Raw genomic sequence first — 22,244 nt, 5'->3', positions numbered from 1 at the left:
TTTTAAGTTTAGTAGCCTTGGTTTTGTTTTAAATTCGGATTTGTTCCAATACTTTGTGCTGGTATTGGGTATACGCGAAGGTTATTGCTGATAGCAGTACCAGTGCGAGAGTTTCCTTTCCAATCCCAATTAAACGTACCACCAGTATATTTATCAAAACGAATAAGATCTTGACGTCTATGACCTTCCCAGAATAGTTCGCGTACACGCTCATCTAAAATGAAATCTAAACTCAGATCGTTAATTGTGATTTGTGGGGCATTCGCACGAACTCTCAATTCGTTAATGTAATCTGCTGCTTGTGTTTTGCTAGCGCCACCAATAGTAGCACCTCTTTCAACCGCTTCTGCATACATCAGGTAAACATCAGCATAGCGGAATAATGGAAAGTCGGTATCAGCAAATAAATTACTTGCTGATGGCTCACCGGTCGAGGTGTTGTTTGTGAATTTTTCAACTACATATCCGGTTGTTCTGTCAGCTATGTCAGTAACGTTAGCTGGTCTATTAGCTGAAATTATCGTATTTCTGTCGCCACTTGCAGCTGTATTTATAATTGCTGAATGCTGGGCTTTCATACGTAGTGCACCACCAAATCCTCCAACACCAATAGCAGCTGAATTATTTTCAAGATTACCTACTTCACCATTCAAAATAATAGTCATACCACCATAACTTTGAGAAGAAGTCGCATCAGAAATAAAAGTGAAGATCAGCTCTTGACTCAAATAATTATCACCTGTAAAATTGTGCGCATAAACAGGATTTAATGAATAAGCACCAGTTGCAATAATATCATTGCAAATGCTAACACAATCATCATATCGCGGGGTACCAAGATATACCTCAGCATTCAAATACAATTTTGCAAGAAGCATCATAGCCGCTCCTTTGTCCGCGCGACCATATTCGTTTTGACCAGCATCTGGCAAATCGCCCATAAAAGCTTGCACTTCAGATTCTATGAAGTCAAAAAGTTGTTGTCTTTCAGCCTGAGGTGGTTGAAAAGTTGGATCTACTGCCGAGTTCTCATCCACGAATGGTGCCTTCCCGTATAGATCGATAAAATAATAGTATGCCAATGATCTTAGGAAGCGAGCTTCAGCTCTAAATGATGCTATTTCTGGAACTTCGGAGCTAGTAACACCTTCCGTTTGTCTTAAAAAGTCGTTTGCAAAGGCTACAGATTGTGCCATACGTGACCACATACCAAGAACAAATGAGTTGGAATCGGTCCAGGTATTACGTTGTATTCCGGCTACGCCAGGATCATTTTCGTATGACCATATTGCAGCATCGGCAGAAAGTTCTTGCATATACCATAATGCTCGAGTGAACACACCAGAACCAGCATCGATTCCTGTGATGCTTGAGGTTACTGCATTAGTTTGCCCTGGTAAGGCAAAATTTGCATAGATACCTGCAAGTAATTGCTTGTAGGCCTCAGGACTGTCAAGAAATTGCTCAGCCGATGTAGTATCATCATCAGTAGGAGTTGTATCTAAATCATCAGTACAGCCAACTACTAGCAGCATTGTCATAAAGACAAGTGCAGCAGAGATTTGTTGTTTTAAATTGAAATATTTTTTCATAATTCTTTTGTTTAGAAACTTAAGTTAGCACCAAGTAAAAATGTTCTAGGTCTAGGGTAAATAGCCCCGTCAATTCCATTTCCTGATGGAATTTCTGGATCAAGTCCGCTATAATCAGAAATTATAAAGACGTTTTGTACACCTGTCCATACTCTTAGTGAAGCTTCGGTATTTGCTAATTCATTAAAAGTGTAGCCTAGGTTGATATTGTCCATTTTTAAGAAAGAACCGTCCTCTACATAAATGTCAGAATTGATTATTTGTGAATTCTGGTTGATGAAGTTGGTAGTTGTTACCGTCGTAGGAACATTGCTCGGGAATCCGTTTCCATTAAGCAGGCTGTAATATGCATTTGCCGATGACACATTGTTGTATACTTCATTGCCTAAACTGGCCCTTAGTGTAAATGAAAAATCGAAGTTCTTATAGGTGTTTGTCGAACGAAGCCCCATAGTAGCGAATGCATCGGCATTTCCTTTTATGTATCGATCTGATGCGTTGATAATGCCATTTCCATCAAGATCTTGAAATGCACCTTCGATAGGCTCTCCAGCTGTGTCATACAATTGCTTGTAAACAAAAAATGAGCTTGGGTTTTCACCTTCTCTCCAAACCTGAATAGTACCCCCAGTTCCACCGGCTCTTCCACCAACATTAATGTCAGCTCCTAATGGTAGTTGGTCAATTTCTCTATTTAGAAAAGTGGTGTTGAAACTTAAATTCCAATTGAAATTATCATTTCTAACAACGTCACCTTCTACGGTAAGTTCAATACCTTCAGATGATAATTTACCGATGTTTTGGGCACCACTATTACTAAAGTTGGCACCGTCAGCCACTGGAGAATTTACCAAAAGATCTTTTGATTCTTTTCTAAAAACATCAATACTACCAGATAGTCTTTGATCGAACAATCCGAAATCGATACCAGCGTTATACTGCGTTGTTTCCTCCCATTTTAATAAAGGGTTTCGATAGTTCGGTAAGGCAGTTACGATTGGTGTAACCCCAAATACGTATTGTGCAACATTACTTGAAAGACCAAGGGTAGATTGAAATGCATTTACCAAAGAACCTGCATTAATATCTTGTTGACCAGTAATACCCCAACCTAAACGTAACTTTAAATTAGATACGGTTTGAGAATCTTTTAAGAAGCCTTCTTCATTAATCTTCCAGGCAAAGGCGGCTGCAGGAAAGTTACCCCATCTAAAATCATCTGTAAATCTTGACGACCCGTCTCTACGATATGTTAAGGTTAATAAGTACTTGTTTGCAATATCGAAATTAGCTCTACCAAAAAATGAGGCTAATACTACATCAATAGCTTCAGCATTATCCGGTTCTGTTGGGTTAAATGCATTTAAGTTATTCGTTCCAAAATCACTTCTAACAAATTTCTGGTAGTCATAACCACCGGTAATTTCAAGGCCTAGGTTGCCAACTTCTTTATTATATACTAAGTAGGCATTTAACTGGGTGTTTTCACGAATACTTTCAAAAGCTGAATTGTTGTTTTGTTGTGGATCTCCAATTCCTGTATTGGCATTAAAACCATTAATGGAAATAGGATCGGTAATATTAGTTCCTTCACCATTAGATTTGTCATAACCTAGTTGCACCACGGCTCTCATGTCGGGGAAAAAGTGCAATTTGTAATCAAACTCAGCACGGCCATAAAAACGATCTACATTACCAAAATTGCGCACTTGTAATAAGTTAGCAACTGGGTTGGTAGGAGCATTTGCTCTTCTGTTCCCATTTCCGTCGATATATTGGAAAAAACCACCAAAAGGATTACTAGGGTCTAAAACCGGTTGTGTCGGGTCAAAGCGCAAAGCAGCACCAATGTTTCCTGCGCCTGCAAAACGGTTATCTTCTCTTGAGTAATTTGCATTTAGGTTAATTCTTAAATGCTCATCAAATAAACTGGGATTTAATGCTAACGAGTAGGTAGCACGCTCAAAGTTTGAAGTTTTTAAGGTTCCTGGTTGTCTATTATATCCAACTGATAGCCTTGCCGGGATAGCTCCAAATAAAGATCCGCTTGCTGAAATACTATGGTTTACAGAAAATTGTGTTTCAAATATTTCATCTTGCCAGTCGGTATTAGCTGAACCTAATTCATTTGCAATTAGTGGCTGTCGTTGGTTTATTTGATTTCTAAATTCGTCAGCGGAAAACACATCAATTCTATCGGCTACAGTATTGTAACCTGTAGTCACATCATAATTCACGCGAAGCGAACTTTTACCTTTTTTCGTAGTAATGATGATCACACCGTTCGATGCTCTAGATCCGTAGATAGCAGATGCTGATGCATCTTTTAGAATTGAAAAAGATTCAATATCATTTGGATTTATACTTGCCAAAATAGATCGCGAACCTCCTGCAGTATCATTTGTTATTGGTAGTCCGTCTATTACAATTAAAGGGCTATTGTTAGCGCTTAATGAAGCACCACCTCTAATTCGAATAGTACTACCTGAACCTGGTGCGCCTGAAGTGTTTACTGTAACACCAGCAGTACGACCATTTAAAAGGTTCTCTGCTGTAACCATGTTACCTTGGTTAAAATCTTCAGAAGTAACCGCCGTAACCGACCCAGTTGCATCTCTTACAGTCGTGCTACCATAACCAATAACTACAACTTCATCAAGTTTGTTAAGGTCATCTTCTAAAGAAACATTGATGACATTAGTATTTACCGAAAGCTCGATAGTCTTAAAGCCAACGTAAGAAAAAACTAGAATGTCGCCCGTGTTCGCATTAATGATGTAGTTACCATCAAAATCTGTTTGGGTTCCATTGGTAGTTCCTTTAACTACCACACTTGCGCCTGGCAAAGGAGTGCCTGTTGCTTTTTCAGTCACCGTCCCTTTTACTTGATTTTGTGCAAACATTCCAATCGGAATTAGAAACAGCACTAGCAAAAGGTACTTTTGCATTGTTTTCATAAAAATTGATTAATTAAAATTTAGTTTGAAATAGAGTTGAGTTTTAGCTCTCGCTGGCACGAATCTATATAAATAAAGTGTTAAATTGCGCCCATCGTAGAGCTGACGGGCACTTACAACGTTTTCGTGTTGAAAACTTTTTTGATTTGAGGGTTGTTATTAAATCAAAAGCGAATAAATATGCCATTCGAAATTTTTGATTTCCATTTTTGAAAAATTCAGAAAAATATGAAACGAAAAATGACACTTAAACAAATTGCTCGCGAATTGGATGTATCCATTTCGACCGTGTCAAAGGCATTACATGATAGCAAAGAGATTAGTCAAGACAATAGAGATAGAATTCAGGCATTTGCCAAATTGTATAACTACCGTCCGAATAATATTGCTCTGAGTCTCAAGAATCAAAAAACGAAAAAGATAGGTGTTATAATTCCAGAAATAGTGCACCATTATTTTGCAAAGGTGATTTCCGGGATAGAAAAAGTAGCCAATAGAAGAGGGTATAATGTTATTATTGCAGTATCAAATGAAGCTTTTGACAAAGAAGTAATCAATGTTGACACCTTAATTACCGCTAACATAGATGGTTTTATAATGTCTATTTCAAAAGAAACCATGCTAAAGCAAGATTATCACCACTTAAAGGAGTCTATTAATCAAGGGGTGCCTATTGTAATGTTCGATAGAGTCGTGAATGAAGTTGCCTGCGATAAAGTAATTATTAATGATACTGAGGCAGCTCGACAAGGTGTGTTGCATTTAATCAATTCAGGTTGTAAAAATATCGTACTGGTTGGTACCAAAGATTATATTAATATCGGAAGGCTGCGAACTGAAGGCTATATTCAGGCGTTAACCGAAAATAATATCGAAGTAAGAGAAGAGCTTATTCTTAAACTTGAGGAAGCAGGAGATAATATTGAAGAACAACAAGGTGTTGAAGCACGACTAAACAAGATTTTTGATGAAAACCCTGAGATCGATGGTGTTTTTGCTGTGAATGAGATTTATGCAATAACATCATTAAACCTAGCAAGGAATAGAGGGTTGTCTGTACCCGAAGATGTGTCTGTAGTAAGTTTTTCAAACGGAGTACTTTCAAGGCATGCACGCCCAAGTTTAACGACCGTTAATCAACAAGGAGAATATATGGGAGAGGTGTCGGCAGAAATACTTATCGATAAATTAGAAGAAGTTACTTCCGAAGAGGAGTTCGAAACAAGAATCATCCCAACAGAGTTATTAAAAAGAGAAACCACTAAATAAAGGCAAGCAAAGTTATTTTGTAATTTTAAAGTATTGAAAAAGATGCTTTTGAAATTACTAGGTAATACTAAAAAGACTTTTAAAGTTAAAAAAACATAATGAGTACACAAGGATTTATTTTCGACCTAGATGGTGTCATTGTTGATACTGCCAAATACCATTATTTGGCATGGAAAAATTTGGCCAATAACCTAGGTTTTGACTTTACCGAAGAGCAAAATGAGCTATTTAAAGGAGTAAGTCGTGTAGAATCACTTAAACTATTACTAGAAATTGGCGATAAGACCATCTCTCAAGAAGAGTTTAACCAGTTGTTAATTAGTAAAAATGAAGAATATTTAGAGTATATCGAAAAAATGGACGCTTCCGAAATTCTTCCCGATGTACCTAAAGTTCTAATGCATCTAAAGGATGAAAAAGCACCAATTGCTTTGGGGTCGGCTAGTAAAAACGCGACACCCATTTTAGAAAAAGTACAGTTACTTTCATATTTTGACACTATTGTAGATGGTAATGATGTTACTAAAGCTAAACCAGATCCAGAAGTATTTTTGTTAGGTGCACAACAACTAAATATTCCTGCCGAACAATGTATTGTTTTTGAAGATTCTATTGCGGGTATTCAGGCAGCTAATAAAGCAAATATGATTAGCATAGGTATCGGTGATGCAAAAGTGCTTCATGAGGCTGATCATGTCTTTGACGATTTCACAAAAATTTCAATTCAATTTTTAAATAAGCTAATTGCAGGATAGCAAGACTAAATAAAAGAAGTAAATAATGAATCAAGATTATATAAAAGCCGATCCGTGGTCAATTATAGAAGAAGGGTTTGACATAGATAAGGTAAAATCATCTGAAAGTCTATTTAGTATCGGTAATGGCGCAATGGGTCAACGTGCTAATTTTGAAGAACACTATTCAGGTCCTACATTTCAAGGTAGTTATATAGCAGGGGTTTATTATCCCGATAAAACAAGAGTAGGATGGTGGAAAAATGGCTATCCGGAATATTTTGCCAAAGTATTAAACGCCCCTAACTGGATTGGTATTAATGTACTTGTTAATGGAGAAACACTCGATTTAAATAAATGCAAGAATATTACTGAATTTAAGCGTGAGTTGAATATGAAAGAAGGTTGGTATCAGCGTTCCTTCGTCGCAACAATGCCAAATAATATACAGGTAGCGGTTGTGTCAACGCGTTTTCTTTCGTTAGATATTGATGAGCTAGGTGTAATTAAATATGATGTTACCCCAATCGATCAAGATGCAACTGTTGGGTTTGATGCCTATCTCGATTCAGGTATTACAAATGAGGACACGAATTGGGAAGATAAATTCTGGGAAACGATAGATGTTAAAGATGAAGGTGATTCATCTTTCATAACAACGCGTACCTTAAAGACCAATTTTTATGTGTGTACCTATATGCAAACTTCTTTGAGGCTAAATGATCAAAAAATTGAAGCCGCTCCTGTAGCTGAAAACGCTGCGACTATTGCCTCTTTAGGTTATAAGGTAGACGTTCAGGCAAATCAAACAATCTCATTTTTAAAGTACGGTGGATATACAGTATCAACCAATCACGATAAATACGACCTGATAAGCGCAGCAAAGCAAACGATAGAAAAAGCCACTAATCTAGGCTATACCAAGTTGCTAGAAATGCAAAAAGACGCTTGGGCCCATATTTGGGAAATGGCTGATATTACAATAGAAGGTGATGTTAAGGCTCAGCAGGGAATACGATTTAACATTTTTCAATTAAATCAGACGTATTTAGGACGTGATGCGCGATTGAATATTGGTCCAAAAGGGTTTACTGGAGAAAAATATGGCGGAAGTACCTATTGGGATACCGAGGCATATTGCATCCCATTTTATATGGCGACCAAAGATCAACAAGTTGCGAGGACTTTACTAGAATACCGATTTAACCATTTAGAAAAAGCTATTGAAAATGCCGAAAAGCTAGGGTTTAAAAACGGAGCTGCTTTATACCCAATGGTAACCATGAATGGCGAAGAATGCCACAATGAATGGGAAATCACTTTTGAAGAAATACATAGAAACGGAGCAATAGCATTCGCAATTTTTAATTACCACCGCTACACCGGCGATTATAGTTATATTCCTGAAAAGGGCCTTGAAGTTTTAATTGGTATTGCTCGTTTTTGGCATCAGCGCGCCACTTTCTCGACTGCAAAAAACAAGTACGTAATTCTTGGGGTCACCGGACCCAACGAATATGAGAATAATGTAAATAACAACTGGTATACAAACTACCTAGCTAAATGGTGTATTGACTATACGGTTGAAAATATTCAGAAAATTCAAGCTGAATATCCTGAAGATTTCGAGCGAATTATGGGAAAAACCGATCTTGATTGGTCCGAAGTTGAGCTTTGGCAAGAGGTAGCGGCTAAGATGTATTTTCCATATTCCGAAGAGCATAATGTATACTTGCAACAAGATGGCTTTTTGGATAAAGAATTGATAACAGTAGCTGATCTTGATAAATCACAACGTCCAATTAATCAAAAATGGTCATGGGACAGAATATTACGTTCACCTTACATAAAACAAGCCGATACGTTGCAAGGGTTTTATTTTTTTGAAGATCACTTTACAAAAGAAGAACTTAAAAATCACTTTGAATTTTACGAACCATTTACAGTTCACGAATCTTCTTTATCGCCCTGTGTGCATTCTATTCAGGCCGCTGTTTTAGATAGAATGGATCAGGCATATACGTTTTACTTGAGGACTTCTCGTTTAGATCTTGATGATTACAATAAGGAGGTAGAAGAAGGACTTCATATAACCAGTATGGCAGGTACTTGGATGAGCATAGTAGAAGGTTTTGGAGGTATGAGAATTAAAAATGACACGCTTTCATTCGACCCGAAAATCCCTGAGCAATGGGAAGCATACTCGTTTAAGATCAATTTTAGAAATCAAATTATTACGGTTAATGTCTCTCAAAATGATGTGGCATTTGAACTAGAGGGAGATCGGGATCTTAGCATTTTAGTAAAAGGCGAAGAGCGCATTATTTCACCAAAGCAAATGCTCAGTACTAATCACTAATATTCATAAATAATATCGCAGCGAGTATCATTTAGGCAGTTTGTCAGGATGGTACTCGTGTAGGTATTTACAATCGCATCAACCAAAAACCATTAATCAATCAAACCAAAATGAACCGATCAATCACTGTTTTTCTTTTTTTAATATTCGCAAATCTAACTAGCGCGCAAATCGACCGTGTTGAACCACCTAATTGGTGGATTGGTTTTAAAAATAGTAAGTTACAATTACTAGTAAAAGGTGAAAATATTGCTAGTGCTATTCCGTCTATAGAATACGAAGGTGTAAGCATTAATAAAATTACGAGTGGAGATAGTTCGAATTATATTTTCATTGATTTAAATATAGATCGAAATACAAACGCCGGAACTTTTGAAATCGTATTTAAGCCTAAAAAAGGCAGAAGGATCAAATATAATTATCAATTAAAATCACGAGTAAAATCAGCCGAAGACTATATTGGTTTTAATAGTACTGACGTAATTTATTTGATAACCCCAGATCGCTTCGCTAACGGAGATCCATCTAATGACATTAACAAAAAGATGAACGAGAATACGATCGATCGAACTGATGATTATGGCAGACATGGGGGCGATATTAGAGGGATAATAAATCATTTAGATTACATAGAAAATATGGGTTTTACGGCCATTTGGCCATCGCCATTATTAACAAATGATATGTTCCAAGCATCATATCATGGCTATGCAATGACTAATTTTTATGAGGTCGATCCGCGTTTTGGTACCATAGATGAATATATAGAACTGGCCACTAAAGCGCGTCAAAAAGGAATCAAGCTTATTATGGATCAAGTGGCTAATCATTGTGGATTAGAACATTGGTGGATGAAAGACCTTCCTTTTAATGATTGGATTAATTTTCAAAAGAAATTTGAAAGTAAGGATAAGATGGTCTTTTCTAATCATCGTCGTACCGCTAATATGGATACATATGCATCGGCCATTGATAAAAAGGAGTTATCCGAAGGATGGTTCGTGAATACAATGCCTGATCTTAACCAAAATAACCCGTTCATGGCATCTTATATCACTCAAAATAGCATTTGGTGGATTGAAACTTTAGGTCTTGGTGGTATTCGTCAGGATACATATCCATATCCCGATAAAAATTTTATGTCTAGTTGGGCTGGTGCAATAATGAAAGAGTATCCAAATTTTAATATTGTAGGAGAAGAGTGGAGTTACAATCCATTACTAATTAATTATTGGCAACAGGGTGCTAATAATAAGGACGGATACCAATCTAATTTACGATCAACAATGGATTTTGCTATGCAAAATCTGGTGATAGAAGCCTTAAAGGAAGATGATAGCTGGAATAAGGGGCTTATAAAATTGTACGAAGGCTTGGCTAACGATTTTATTTACACCTCGCCAAAAGACATAATGGTATTTCCTGATAATCATGATATGGACAGGATTTTTACTCGACTTAATAAGGATGTAGTCAATACAAAAATGGCATTAGCTACATACTTGCTCATGCCTAGGACGCCTCAAATATATTATGGCACCGAAATACTTATGGAAAATACTGCCAAGCCCGGGGATCATGGATTAATTCGTAGTGATTTCCCCGGAGGCTGGACTGGGGATTCCACAAATGCCATTACCGGTGAAGGACTAACTGAGGATCAAAAGGAGATGCAATCTTACTTAAAAAAGCTATTGAATTATCGCAAGACAAGCACTGCAATACATGATGGTAAAACGGTGCATTTTGGGCCTGTAAATGGGATTTATGTCATTGCTAGAATTTTAAAAGATGAAACTGTGTTGCTGCTGCTAAATAAAAATCAAGATGAGATTAATCTTGATTTAGATAGGTTTAAGGAACTAGGATTATCTGGCAAGAAAATGACCAATATAATTAGTAACGAAGTGATTACTTGGAAACAAAACTTAAAGTTGCCGGGCAAAGGAGCATTTATATTTAGTAGCAAGTAATTGTAAAGAGAGCCAATAGCACTATGTTTCATAAAAGAATAGCCTCATTTTTGACCGGTTTAATAATTTTAGGAATTATTACTTCTTGTCACGATGAAGAAAAAAGCAAAGTCATTCCTGAAAAAGAACTTATGGGTAAAAAAGTAGTATATCAAGTCTTTACCAGATTATTTGGCAATACAAACACTACCAATAAACCTTGGGGAACAATCGAAGAAAACGGTGTTGGGAAATTCAACGATTTTACAGAGAAGGCGTTAAAAGAAATTAAAGATCTGGGAGTAACACATATTTGGTACACAGGTGTCCCACATCACGCTGTTATAAATGATTACACCGCTATTGGGGTTTCAAATGATGATCCTGATGTGGTCAAAGGACGAGCGGGCTCACCGTATGCTGTTAAAGATTATTATAATGTAAATCCTGATCTGGCAATAAATCCAGCCAACCGACTTGAAGAATTTAAAGCATTAATAGATAGGACACATAATACTGGTTTAAAACTCTTAATTGATATTGTACCTAATCATGTTGCAAGAAAATATGAAGGGAAAAACAATCCTGAAGGTGTAACCGATTTTGGAGCTGACGATGACCCAAGTGTAGAGTATGCGAAGAATAACAACTTTTACTATGTGCCAGGGGAAAACTTCGAAGTACCAGACTGGTTGAATGATTATCGAGTTTTAGGAGGTGATACAAACCGATTAGTAGATCATAAGTTCAAAGAAAGTCCAGCAAAATGGACAGGAAACGGAGCAAGATCAGCTAAACCAGGATTTTACGACTGGTACGAAACGGTAAAGATTAATTACGGCGTTCGATCTGATGGAACTAAGGATTTCGATGTTTTGCCTGATGATTTTGCCTCCAAAAGTCATGAGGAACACTTCAATTTCTGGAAAGATAAAGAAGTGCCTGATTCTTGGATAAAATTTAAAGACATCGCATTGTATTGGACAGAAATGGGTGTTGACGGTTTCCGTTTTGATATGGCTGAAATGGTTCCTGTTGAATTTTGGAGTTATATGAATTCCGCGATAAAAAATAAGAATTCAGATGCTTTTTTGCTTGCTGAGGTTTATAATCCCGCCCTATATCGTGAGTATATTTTTAAAGGAAAAATGGACTATCTATATGATAAGGTAGAGTTGTACGATTCCCTCAAGCATATTATGCAAGGTCATGGATGGACGGATCATATTTATACCGTTCAAAATGGACTTAGAGATATTGAACATAATATGCTTCATTTTTTAGAAAATCATGATGAGCAGCGCATTGCAAGCCCAGATTTTGTGGGAGATGCACAAATAGGTAAGCCTGCAATGGTTTTGTCAGCAACCATAAGTACCTCACCAACCATGATCTACTTTGGGCAAGAAGTGGGTGAACCTGGAGGGGAAAATGCTGGTTTCGGTCAACCCACTCGTACTTCCATATTCGACTATATAGGGGTGCCACATCATCAACGTTGGGTAAATGACAAAAAGTTCGATGGTGGCCAACTAAGTAATGAAGAAGCGGATTTAAGGGATTTTTATAAGCGTCTTTTAAATGTCACGATTGATCATAAGGCTTTTATGGGCGAATGGCGTGACATTCATTATTTCAATAAAGAACGTACGGAAGGATATGATCACCGTGTATACTCTTATCTGCGTTGGAAAGACGACGAAAAACTCCTAGTGGTAATTAATTTTGATCGGGATAAATCCTATGATGTCAATATAAAAATCCCAAAAGATATAGTTGATTTATGGAAGCTTACAGAATCTTCGTATGAGTTGACCGATTTGCTATATCAGAAAAAAAATACACTTGCTGTAGATGGCATTGCTAATACTAATATTAGCCTTAAATCATTAGAGTCAGTTGTTTACAAAATTGAATAAGATACTTGCTTATTCTTAAACATATTTAATACAAAATAGCAAGCTAACGGTTGTTTACGTCTCTTTACAGAGATTATTTTGTATTTCTTATATTTAAATTAAGTTTTGTCTAATGGATGTCAAATTTATCCCAATTAACTAAAACATTCTTCTGTTAATTACAACCGTATTTTTATGAATAAAAGGTAGTTTAACGTAGTGCGTCAGTATAAAAACTTAATATGAAGAAAAAAATTCAGTTCATCGGTTTGAATGGTACCGTGAAACTCCCCCCTGAAAATACACTTGAATCCATTCAGAAAACGCTTGAACTAGGTGCAAAATGCATTGAAGTAAACGTACATATTTGCGATTCTGGCGAGCTTGTTGTCATTAAAGACTCCGATGTCGATGAAACCACAAATGGCATGGGCGAGGTAGAAGATTTTACCTTAGAAGAACTCAAAAAACTTCGTATTCAAGATCAATATCAAATTCCTTCGTTAAAAGAAGTTTTAGATCTTATTAATGGGCAAGCCAAAGTTATTATTGAGCTTTCAGGTTTTGGCACATCAAATGCTGTTTCTGCTATTATTAAAGAATACGCCAAAAAAGATAATTGGAAACGTAAAATGTTTCTAGTTACCAGTTTCAATTGGTTCGAGTTAGTCGACTTTTACTCAATTGATCAAAAAACCCGAATAGGAGTACTGACTAAAAAACTTACAAAAGATACTTTGTCCCTTGCAAAAACAGTAGCTGCATTTTCCATCCATCCAAAAAACGGAAAATTAAAACAAAAGTTACTTGAAAAAGCGATCAAGAACGGATTTAAAATCAAACCGTGGGAAGCTGAGATTCCCGTTTTTGAAGCTGAAGCTTTGGAAGAAGTTGAGGTGAAATCTATTCAAGAAAGAACTCCCATAGAAGAAGTGTTGATTAGCCCAATACCCGAAGTAGCGGTTTCATGAACTTCGATATAGTGATTGTTGGCGGTGGTGCGGCAGGTTTTTTTGCAGCAATTCACTCAGCGCGTTTCAATCCTTCACTTAAAATTGCCATTTTAGAACGAGGCACTGATGTCCTTACCAAAGTAAAAGTCTCTGGAGGGGGGCGTTGTAATGTGACGCATGCCGAGTTCGATCCGAAAGAATTAACTACATTTTATCCAAGAGGTGAAAAAGAATTATTAGGTCCGTTTCATACATTTTGTAGTGGTGATACCATGACTTTTTTTGATGAGTTGGGTGTCGAACTAAAGATTGAAGATGACGGTCGTATTTTTCCCGTTTCTAACAATTCGCAAACCATTATCGATGCGCTTCTTTCTGAAGTAAAAAGATTAAATGTTCCAGTGCTTACTGGTCAATCAGTAAAGCAGCTTCAGGTTGAAAATGATATTTGGCATATTCAAACAAAAAAATCGACATTTCAAGCGAGGAAAGTGCTTATTGCGGTTGGCAGCAATCCCAAAATATGGGATTTGTTGGCAAAATTGGGACATACAATTATCAAACCTGTTCCGTCATTATTTACTTTCAATATTAAAGATGAACGAATCGAGGGTTTAGCTGGATTAGCAACTCAAGCTGAGGTAGAAGTGCTAGCCAATGGAAGTTTGTTTGCCGATGGTCCTTTGCTAATTACTCATTGGGGACTTAGTGGTCCGGCAATTTTGAAGTTATCGGCTTGGGGAGCACGAATTTTAAATGAATTAGCTTACAAATTTACAATTCAAGTAAATTTTATTCCAGATGAATCAATAGCATCTGTAGAGCGCAGGTTCGATGCAATGCGCAAGGAGAAAGGCAAGCAAAGAATTGTTGCAACACCTTTATTCAATTTACCAAAACGGCTTTGGCAAAGACTTGTGATTTTTTCTGAAATAGATGAAAATCTAAAATGGGCTGATCTTTCAAAGGTGAAACGAGAAGTCTTGATTAACTCACTGCAATTTGCCCAATTTCAAGTTGATGGAAAAAGTACTTTTAAAGAGGAATTCGTCACAGCGGGTGGTGTTGACCTGAAAGAAATCAATTTTAAAACCTATGAAAGCAAAAAACTACCCAATTTGTTTTTTGCTGGCGAAGTACTAAATGTTGATGCTATTACCGGAGGCTTTAATTTTCAAAATGCATGGACTAGTGGTTATATTGCTGCTAAGGAAATGGCCAACTAAAGACTAGATAAACTGTTAGTAACTCCTTAAAACTTACACTAGAAAAGGAATGAAATAATGGTATTTTTAAAGACTGATTTTTTCATTGCTCAATAGTTTATGTACCTAATATTCGACACCGAAACCACCGGTTTACCTCGCGATTATAACGCACCAATTTCAGATACAGATAATTGGCCAAGATGTATACAAATTGCATGGCAATTGCATGACGAAATGGGGCATGTGATTGAGCATCAGGATTATTTGGTACAGCCAGAAGGGTTTAATATTCCTTATGATGCAGAGAAGATTCATGGTATTTCTACTGAGTTAGCTCAGGAACAAGGTATTCCGTTAAATGAAGTGCTTGAAAGGTTCAATGAGGTATTAGATAAGTCCAAATTTGTTGTTGGTCAGAATGTAGGTTTTGATGTGAACATTATGGGTGCGGAATTCTACAGAGAATCCGTTGCTAACAAATTACAAGAGTTACCGGTACTTGATACGTGTACCGAAGTAACTGCTGATTTATGTCAAATTCCAGGAGGGCGATATGGTAAATTCAAATTACCAACCTTGACGGAATTGCATGAATTTTTATTTCATAAACCTTTCTCTGAAGCGCATAATGCAACAGCCGATGTAGAAGCAACTACCCGTTGTTTTTTAGAATTGGTTCGTAAGCGAGTATTTACAACCGAACAGCTAGATGTAAATCCGGATTATTTTGCGCGCTTTGACGAAGCGAATCCGCAGACCATTCAGCTTATTGGTTTAAAACACCTTAATCTAAAGGCTGAGTCAGCTAAAATTGCAAAACAGCTAGAGCCGGCAGATGACGGAATTTCAAAACAAGAACTTGACCAAAATTTAGCCAACCTTGCTGATGCTACTTTTGTTCATTTGCATAATCACTCTCAATTCTCGGTCTTACAATCAACCAGTAGTGTAGCTGATTTGGTGAAGGCTACGGCAAAACATAAAATGCCAGCGGTTGCCCTTACTGACCATGCCAATATGATGGGTGCGTTCCATTTTGTCTCGGCTGTAGGCAAGCATAATAATGGAGTTAAAGAACGAAATAAGGAAGCAGAAGAAAACGGAACGGGGTTTGAAAATGAGATAAAACCTATTCTCGGTTGTGAGTTTTTTGTATGTGAAAAACACGATGATAAATCGAGAAAAGATAACGGTTATCAAATCGTATTGCTTGCAAAAAATAAGAATGGCTACCATAATTTGGCCAAAATGTCATCTTTGGCTTATACTGACGGATTCTACTATGTGCCGCGCATTGATAAAGAGATAATAAGTCAATTTAAGGAAGATATCATTGTACTTACAGGTAACTTATATGGTGAAGTGCCTAGTAAGGTCCTGAATATTGGCGAAAAACAGGCCGAAGAAGCCTTAATCTGGTGGAAAGAACAATTTGGTGACGATTTATACGTAGAGATCATGCGCCATGATCGGGAAGATGAAAAACGAGTGAATCAAGTGCTCATTCAGCTTGCTAAGAAACATGAAGTGAAACTTGTGGCCACAAACAATACATACTATTGCAATCAAGAGGATGCTAATGCACATGATATTTTGTTGTGTGTAAAAGATGGTGAGAAACAGGCGACACCAAAAGGTCGCGGTCGTGGATATCGTTATGGTCTACCTAATGACGAATACTACTTTAAGGGTGGAGATGAAATGAAACAATTGTTTCAGGATTTACCTGAAGCAATCTTAAATATTCAGGAGGTTGTTGACAAGATAGAGCCTTTTGTTTTAGCTAGAGATGTACTGCTTCCTGCCTTTGAGATTCCAGAAGAATTTCAACATAAAGAGGACGAAGAAGATGGTGGAAAGCGAGGAGAAAATGCCTTTTTAAAACATCTTACTTATGAGGGTGCGAAAAAGCGTTATGGTGAAATTACTGAAGAAATAAAGGAACGTCTCGATTTTGAGTTAGATACTATTGAAAGAACTGGATATCCGGGATATTTCTTGATTGTGCAGGATTTTATTGCAGCCGCAAGAGACATGGATGTATCAGTTGGGCCAGGTCGAGGGTCGGCGGCAGGATCGGTAGTAGCCTACTGTTTGTGGATTACGAATATTGACCCAATTAAGTACGATTTACTTTTTGAGCGTTTCTTGAATCCGGATCGTGTAAGTATGCCCGATATCGATATTGATTTCGATGATGAGGGTCGTGGTCGGGTAATGGATTATGTTATAGATAAATATGGGTCGAATCAGGTGGCGCAAATTATCACCTATGGCACCATGGCTGCAAAATCTTCTATTAGGGATACAGCTCGGGTACTTGATTTACCGCTTCATGATGCAGATAGGATTGCGAAGTTGATTCCTAACATGTCGAAGCTTAATAAGATTTTTGGGGTTGAAGAAAAAGTCTTGAAATCTAAATTTAGGAGTGATGATTTGGTGTTGATCAATGAACTGCTCAATATTTCTGAAGGCGAAGATCTACAAGCGCAAACCGTTAATCAAGCAAGGGTTTTAGAAGGTTCCGTTCGTAATACTGGGATTCATGCCTGTGGGGTGATCATAACACCTGATGACATTACGAACTTTGTTCCTGTAGCAACGGCAAAGGATTCCGATTTATATGTAACACAGTTCGATAACTCAGTAGTAGAAAGTGCTGGCTTACTGAAGATGGATTTCTTGGGATTAAAGACGCTGACCTTAATAAAAGATACGGTTAAAATTGTAAAAGCCAAGCACGGTATTGAGCTTGATCCAGAGAATTTCCCGCTCGATGATGAGCCGACTTACGAGCTTTTCCAAAAAGGAGAAACGGTAGGGATATTTCAGTATGAATCGCCTGGGATGCAAAAGCACATGAAAAACCTAAAACCAACGGTTTTTGATGATTTAATTGCCATGAACGCCCTGTATCGACCAGGTCCGATGGAATACATTCCTAGTTTCATCGCACGTAAACACGGTGATGAAGAAATTGAATATGACCTTCCTGCAATGGAGGAATATTTGAAGGAAACTTACGGAATTACGGTCTATCAGGAGCAAGTGATGTTGCTTTCTCAAAAGCTAGCAAGCTTCACCAAAGGTGAGGCCGATGTACTGCGAAAGGCAATGGGTAAAAAACAAAAGGCAGTGCTTGATAAAATGAAACCCAAGTTCATTGAGCAAGCTGTTGCAAATGGTCATGCCGAAGATAAATTAGAGAAAATATGGAAGGATTGGGAGGCATTTGCTTCCTACGCTTTTAATAAATCGCACTCTACCTGCTACGCATGGATTGCCTATCAAACGGCCTATTTAAAAGCACATTATCCAGCAGAGTATATGGCAGCAGTATTATCCAATAATATGAATGATATCAAGCAGGTCACCTTTTTTATGGAAGAGTGCAAACGAATGAAGTTGGAGGTGTTGGGGCCGGATGTGAATGAATCGTACTACAAGTTTTCAGTAAATGATCGGGGCGCTGTTCGATTCGGAATGGGAGCGGTTAAAGGAGTAGGAGGTAATGCCGTTGCTACTATAGTGGAACATAGAAAAAAAGATGGTAAGTACAAATCCATTTTTGATATGGCGAAGCGCATTGATCTGCGAGCTGCCAATAAAAAGTCATTTGAAAGTTTAGTGCTTGCAGGAGGCTTCGATTCGTTTACTGATACACACCGTGCGCAGTATTTATTTAAGGATGGTGACGGAAGTTCGTTTATGGAGAAGGCTATTCGCTACGGGGCTAAATATCAAGAAAATGAGAATTCTGCACAGGTCAGTCTGTTTGGTGAATCTAGTGAGGTTCAAATAGCGGAACCGGTAGTTCCGCCATGCGAAGAATGGGGAACGATGGAGAAGTTGCGTCAAGAAAAAGAAGTAGTCGGAATATATATTTCTGGACACCCGCTTGACGATTTTAAAATAGAAATGGACAATTTCACAAACGGCAATGTATCATTGTTTCACAATTTGGAACAGCATGTAAATCGTGAAATTATTTTTGGCGGTGTTGTTAGTGATGTACAACATCGAGTTACCAAAACCAATCAAGGTTGGGCAGCTTTTACCATTGAAGATTATAATGACTCTTATGAATTCAGAATTTTTAAAGAAGCCTATTTAAAATTTCGCCATTTTTTAGTGCCAAATTCCTTTGTTTTTGTGAGGGCTTTTGTGAAAGAGGGCTGGGTAAATCGAGAAACTGGAAAGAAAGGTGATCCGAGAATTCAGTTTAATAACTTTGAGCTAATGCATGATGTAATGGATGCTTATGCGAAAAAGTTGACTATTCAATTGAATATTGATGATCTACAAGAAAGTAGAATCAATAGTTTAAAAGACACCTTGCATATGCATAAGGGAGAAAAGATCTTGAATTTTGTTGTATACGAAATGCAAGAAGAAATCAAATTAAGCATGGCGAGTCGCAAGCAAAAGGTGAAAATTAGCCAAGAGCTTATTGAAGAGTTGCGAGAACAGGAAGTAAAGTATAAGTTGAATTAAACTATTGAAAAATTATCAGTCTTATATCATTGTATTATTACTCAGTACATTTTGGATAGTATTTGCCTGTAAAAACTCCTATACAGAATCTGATTACGAACCTATAATCCCTATAGCAACTCACTTCAATGGCCAGGGGTTTGCCGGTTCAGAAAGTTGTTATACATGTCATCCTGAAATCTATAAAACTCACCTAGAAACGGCACATTTTAAGACCTCTGCTATCGCAGATTCATCAACTGTAAAGGGAGACTTCATAGATGGTGAGAACGTTGTAACAATAGGAGGTGTTGTTGAAATTCAATTAATAAAAACCGATACCGCGTTATTTCAACAAATTCATAAAATAGAGAATGATGAATTATTGATGACTTCGAAAATTGATATGGTCATTGGTTCAGGAACGAAAGGTCAGTCTTATCTTACATGGAATAACGATCAGCTCTCTCAATTACAAGCATCTTTCTTCGCGCCTTCAAAAAACTGGATAAATAGTCCAGGGTATCCAGATAGATTGGTTAAAAATCGCATCATCCGCCCTCGTTGTATGGAGTGTCATACGACCTATGCCAATCATGTTGAGGGGTTTTCAATCAAGAATCGATATGACAAAGATCAAATAATATTTGGCATTGATTGTGAACGTTGCCATGGTCCATCAGCAGAACATGTTGGATTTCATTTAAGTAACCCCGATGTAAAAGAAGCTGTATTTGTAACTAGTTATAATGAACTTTCTCAACAACAAAAACTGGATGCCTGTGCTTTGTGTCATTCAGGTATCACGATGAATTCTAAAAGAGAACCTTTTAGCTTTGTGATAGGGGATAAACTTGCTGAATTCTCTACTGCAGACTATCAGGAGGTAAAGGAAATAGAACTTGATGTTCATGGTAATCAATATGGGCTTTTAACAAGTAGTAAATGCTTCCAGAAATCAGAAAAGATGGATTGCTCAAGCTGTCATGATCCACACAAAAATGAGCGCAATAACGCTGGTAGTTTTAACATAAAATGTATGAGTTGTCATTCTAATAACCAAAAAAAATGCATTGAGGATAGTGTTCTGCTTCAACAAAACAATAACGACTGTATTTCATGTCATATGCCTATGTTTCCATCAAAATCTATGAAGATTACGCTGGATAGAGATACAATACCAGTTGAAGTACGAACGCATTTAATAGCAGTTTATAAGTAGTATAACTTGCGGTTGAAGTATAAGTTTTAACAATTACTACATAACAATAATGAATAATACAGCAGTAAGGAAAGCGAATAATATTTGACTACTTTTGTGATTTTAAAATTGAGATTAACAAGAAACAAATTATATTATGGCATTAGAAATAACAGACGCTAGTTTTGAGGAAACTGTCTTAAAAAGTGACAAACCAGTTTTGGTTGATTTTTGGGCTGCATGGTGTGGACCTTGTAGAATGGTAGGTCCAATCATCGAAGAAATTAGCAATGACTACGAAGGAAAAGCTGTTGTTGGTAAGGTAGATGTTGATGCAAATCAGGAGTTTGCTGCTAAATACGGTGTTCGTAACATCCCAACTGTATTGGTTTTTCAAAACGGAGAAGTTGTAGGTCGTCAAGTAGGTGTAGCACCTAAAAACGTATATGCTGAAGCAATCGATCAGTTGTTGTAAAAGATTATTTACATAATAATATATTAAAGGTTTGGTGCAGTGCCAGGCCTTTTTTATTTTAGGAAACTCCGTTTCAATGTAATTGAAATCGTTGGTTGAACTTATCTCGATGCATATCGGGATCTTTTAATTTATATAACGCTTTATTTCCTCCTAGATAAGGAGGATTAGGAGAACCATGAATCTACAACAAGAACTAAATAAAACCTCTGGATTTAAGAATCTCGAACTGCTTGCACAACAAGTGGTAGAGGGGTTTATTTCTGGAATGCATAAAAGTCCATTTCATGGCTTCTCAGCCGAGTTTGCCGAACATAAAATTTATAATCAAGGTGAAAGCACAAAACATATTGATTGGAAACTGTATGCTAAGACAGACAAGCTATACACCAAACGATATGAGGAAGAAACGAATTTGCGATGCCATTTGATCGTTGATAATTCAGCTTCTATGCATTATCCTGACTTAAAGAATTTGAGTGTTAGTTCGTTGAATAAAGTCGCATTTTCTGCCTTGGCATCTGCTGGAATCATGAATTTGCTTAAAAAACAACGAGATGCCGTTGGGCTGAGTGTGTACGGTAGCGAATATGAATATTATGCCCCTGAAAAAGGAAGTGAACGGCATCATCAAATGTTGTTGGGGAAGCTTTCAAAAATTGTAACTGATAAACCTAATAAGGGAATTACAGAAACCTACTCCTACTTGCATCAAATAGCGGAGAAAATTAAGAGGAGATCGCTTATTTTCTTGTTTACAGATATGTTTCAAACAGCGGTAGATCAAGAAAAATTATTCGAAGCTTTGCAGCATTTAAAGTACAATAAACATGAAGTGGTGATATTCCATGTATTTGACAGGAAGAAAGAGTTGACTTTTGATTTTGATAATAGACCCAAACGTTTTGTCGATGTGGAGACTGGTGACTATGTCAATTTATATGCTGATAATATAAAGGGGAACTACGAAAAAGCTGTAGCTGATTATTTTTATGCGTTACAACTAAAATGTGCTCAATACCGTATTAAATATGTGGGTTGTGACATTAATGGTGATTTCAATACTATATTAACTACCTACTTGGTCGAACGGCAGAAATTCGCTTAGATTTTGAGCTTATTTTAGTTTAATCTCAGGCCTGTATTTACTAGTATAAGTCTAGAACCTTG

Annotated in this window: 13 protein-coding genes; 11 read left to right on the top strand and 2 right to left on the bottom strand. The window is 37.1% G+C overall.

The window, feature by feature from the left end:
* Nucleotides 1-8 precede the first annotated feature (8 nt).
* Together GWK10_RS06830 and GWK10_RS06825 are read right to left on the bottom strand one after the other, a co-directional pair.
* On the bottom strand, nucleotides 9-1,592 hold the full coding sequence (locus GWK10_RS06830; RefSeq protein ID WP_164030667.1) for a RagB/SusD family nutrient uptake outer membrane protein: 1,584 nt from the start codon (nucleotides 1,590-1,592) through the stop codon (nucleotides 9-11).
* An 11-nt stretch (nucleotides 1,593-1,603) separates the two neighbouring features.
* Nucleotides 1,604-4,540, bottom strand: coding sequence for a SusC/RagA family TonB-linked outer membrane protein (locus tag GWK10_RS06825; RefSeq protein ID WP_239540722.1), 2,937 nt, complete (start codon nucleotides 4,538-4,540; stop codon nucleotides 1,604-1,606).
* Nucleotides 4,541-4,777: 237 nt separating this feature from the next.
* Here GWK10_RS06825 and GWK10_RS06820 point away from each other — a divergent pair, with 237 nt between their 5' ends.
* From GWK10_RS06820 to GWK10_RS06770, 11 genes are all read left to right on the top strand, one after another.
* Nucleotides 4,778-5,818, top strand: a complete 1,041-nt coding sequence (locus GWK10_RS06820; RefSeq protein ID WP_164030662.1) for a LacI family DNA-binding transcriptional regulator — start codon at nucleotides 4,778-4,780, stop codon at nucleotides 5,816-5,818.
* Nucleotides 5,819-5,916: 98 nt separating this feature from the next.
* Complete coding sequence (gene pgmB / locus GWK10_RS06815) at nucleotides 5,917-6,573, top strand: beta-phosphoglucomutase (protein ID WP_164030659.1); 657 nt, start codon at nucleotides 5,917-5,919, stop codon at nucleotides 6,571-6,573.
* A 25-nt stretch (nucleotides 6,574-6,598) separates the two neighbouring features.
* Nucleotides 6,599-8,911 carry a glycoside hydrolase family 65 protein gene (locus GWK10_RS06810; protein WP_164030656.1) on the top strand — a complete coding sequence of 771 codons (2,313 nt, stop codon included), beginning with the start codon at nucleotides 6,599-6,601 and terminating at the stop codon, nucleotides 8,909-8,911.
* Nucleotides 8,912-9,021: 110 nt separating this feature from the next.
* Nucleotides 9,022-10,884 (top strand): glycoside hydrolase family 13 protein, encoded by a 1,863-nt coding sequence (locus tag GWK10_RS06805; RefSeq protein WP_164030653.1) that lies wholly within the window; start codon nucleotides 9,022-9,024, stop codon nucleotides 10,882-10,884.
* Between the two features lie 23 nt (nucleotides 10,885-10,907).
* Nucleotides 10,908-12,782: an alpha-amylase family protein gene (locus tag GWK10_RS06800; protein WP_164030650.1), complete on the top strand. Its 1,875-nt coding sequence runs from the start codon at nucleotides 10,908-10,910 to the stop codon at nucleotides 12,780-12,782.
* A 221-nt stretch (nucleotides 12,783-13,003) separates the two neighbouring features.
* Entirely contained in the window at nucleotides 13,004-13,732 is a 729-nt protein-coding gene (locus tag GWK10_RS06795; RefSeq protein WP_164030647.1) for a glycerophosphodiester phosphodiesterase, read from the top strand.
* The gene (locus tag GWK10_RS06790; protein WP_164030645.1) at nucleotides 13,729-14,940 is read left to right on the top strand and encodes a BaiN/RdsA family NAD(P)/FAD-dependent oxidoreductase; all 1,212 of its coding nucleotides are present in this window, start codon (nucleotides 13,729-13,731) and stop codon (nucleotides 14,938-14,940) included. Before GWK10_RS06795 ends, GWK10_RS06790 begins: the two co-directional genes overlap by 4 nt.
* 99 nt (nucleotides 14,941-15,039) lie before the next feature.
* The gene (gene dnaE, locus GWK10_RS06785) at nucleotides 15,040-19,419 is read left to right on the top strand and encodes a DNA polymerase III subunit alpha (RefSeq protein ID WP_164030642.1); all 4,380 of its coding nucleotides are present in this window, start codon (nucleotides 15,040-15,042) and stop codon (nucleotides 19,417-19,419) included.
* Between the two features lie 4 nt (nucleotides 19,420-19,423).
* The gene (locus tag GWK10_RS06780; protein WP_164030637.1) at nucleotides 19,424-20,620 is read left to right on the top strand and encodes a multiheme c-type cytochrome; all 1,197 of its coding nucleotides are present in this window, start codon (nucleotides 19,424-19,426) and stop codon (nucleotides 20,618-20,620) included.
* A gap of 136 nt (nucleotides 20,621-20,756) precedes the next feature.
* Nucleotides 20,757-21,074 carry a thioredoxin gene (trxA, locus tag GWK10_RS06775; protein WP_164030633.1) on the top strand — a complete coding sequence of 106 codons (318 nt, stop codon included), beginning with the start codon at nucleotides 20,757-20,759 and terminating at the stop codon, nucleotides 21,072-21,074.
* Nucleotides 21,075-21,252: 178 nt separating this feature from the next.
* Nucleotides 21,253-22,182, top strand: coding sequence for a DUF58 domain-containing protein (locus GWK10_RS06770; RefSeq protein WP_164030631.1), 930 nt, complete (start codon nucleotides 21,253-21,255; stop codon nucleotides 22,180-22,182).
* The last annotated feature ends 62 nt before the right edge of the window (nucleotides 22,183-22,244 follow it).

It is taken from the genome of Spongiivirga citrea (assembly GCF_010671565.1).
GTDB classification, from domain to species: Bacteria; Bacteroidota; Bacteroidia; order Flavobacteriales; family Flavobacteriaceae; genus Spongiivirga; species Spongiivirga citrea.
This window is presented reverse-complemented; position numbering and strand designations above follow the sequence as displayed.

Bases quoted from the DNA above. Each gene is read 5' to 3' on its own strand.
- GWK10_RS06830 (WP_164030667.1), bottom strand. From the start codon at position 1,592: ATGAAAAAATATTTCAATTTAAAACAACAAATCTCTGCTGCACTTGTC.
- GWK10_RS06825 (WP_239540722.1), bottom strand. From the start codon at position 4,540: ATGCAAAAGTACCTTTTGCTAGTGCTGTTTCTAATTCCGATTGGAATG.
- GWK10_RS06820 (WP_164030662.1), top strand. From the start codon at position 4,778: ATGAAACGAAAAATGACACTTAAACAAATTGCTCGCGAATTGGATGTA.
- pgmB (WP_164030659.1), top strand. From the start codon at position 5,917: ATGAGTACACAAGGATTTATTTTCGACCTAGATGGTGTCATTGTTGAT.
- GWK10_RS06810 (WP_164030656.1), top strand. From the start codon at position 6,599: ATGAATCAAGATTATATAAAAGCCGATCCGTGGTCAATTATAGAAGAA.
- GWK10_RS06805 (WP_164030653.1), top strand. From the start codon at position 9,022: ATGAACCGATCAATCACTGTTTTTCTTTTTTTAATATTCGCAAATCTA.
- GWK10_RS06800 (WP_164030650.1), top strand. From the start codon at position 10,908: ATGTTTCATAAAAGAATAGCCTCATTTTTGACCGGTTTAATAATTTTA.
- GWK10_RS06795 (WP_164030647.1), top strand. From the start codon at position 13,004: ATGAAGAAAAAAATTCAGTTCATCGGTTTGAATGGTACCGTGAAACTC.
- GWK10_RS06790 (WP_164030645.1), top strand. From the start codon at position 13,729: ATGAACTTCGATATAGTGATTGTTGGCGGTGGTGCGGCAGGTTTTTTT.
- dnaE (WP_164030642.1), top strand. From the start codon at position 15,040: ATGTACCTAATATTCGACACCGAAACCACCGGTTTACCTCGCGATTAT.
- trxA (WP_164030633.1), top strand. From the start codon at position 20,757: ATGGCATTAGAAATAACAGACGCTAGTTTTGAGGAAACTGTCTTAAAA.
- GWK10_RS06770 (WP_164030631.1), top strand. From the start codon at position 21,253: ATGAATCTACAACAAGAACTAAATAAAACCTCTGGATTTAAGAATCTC.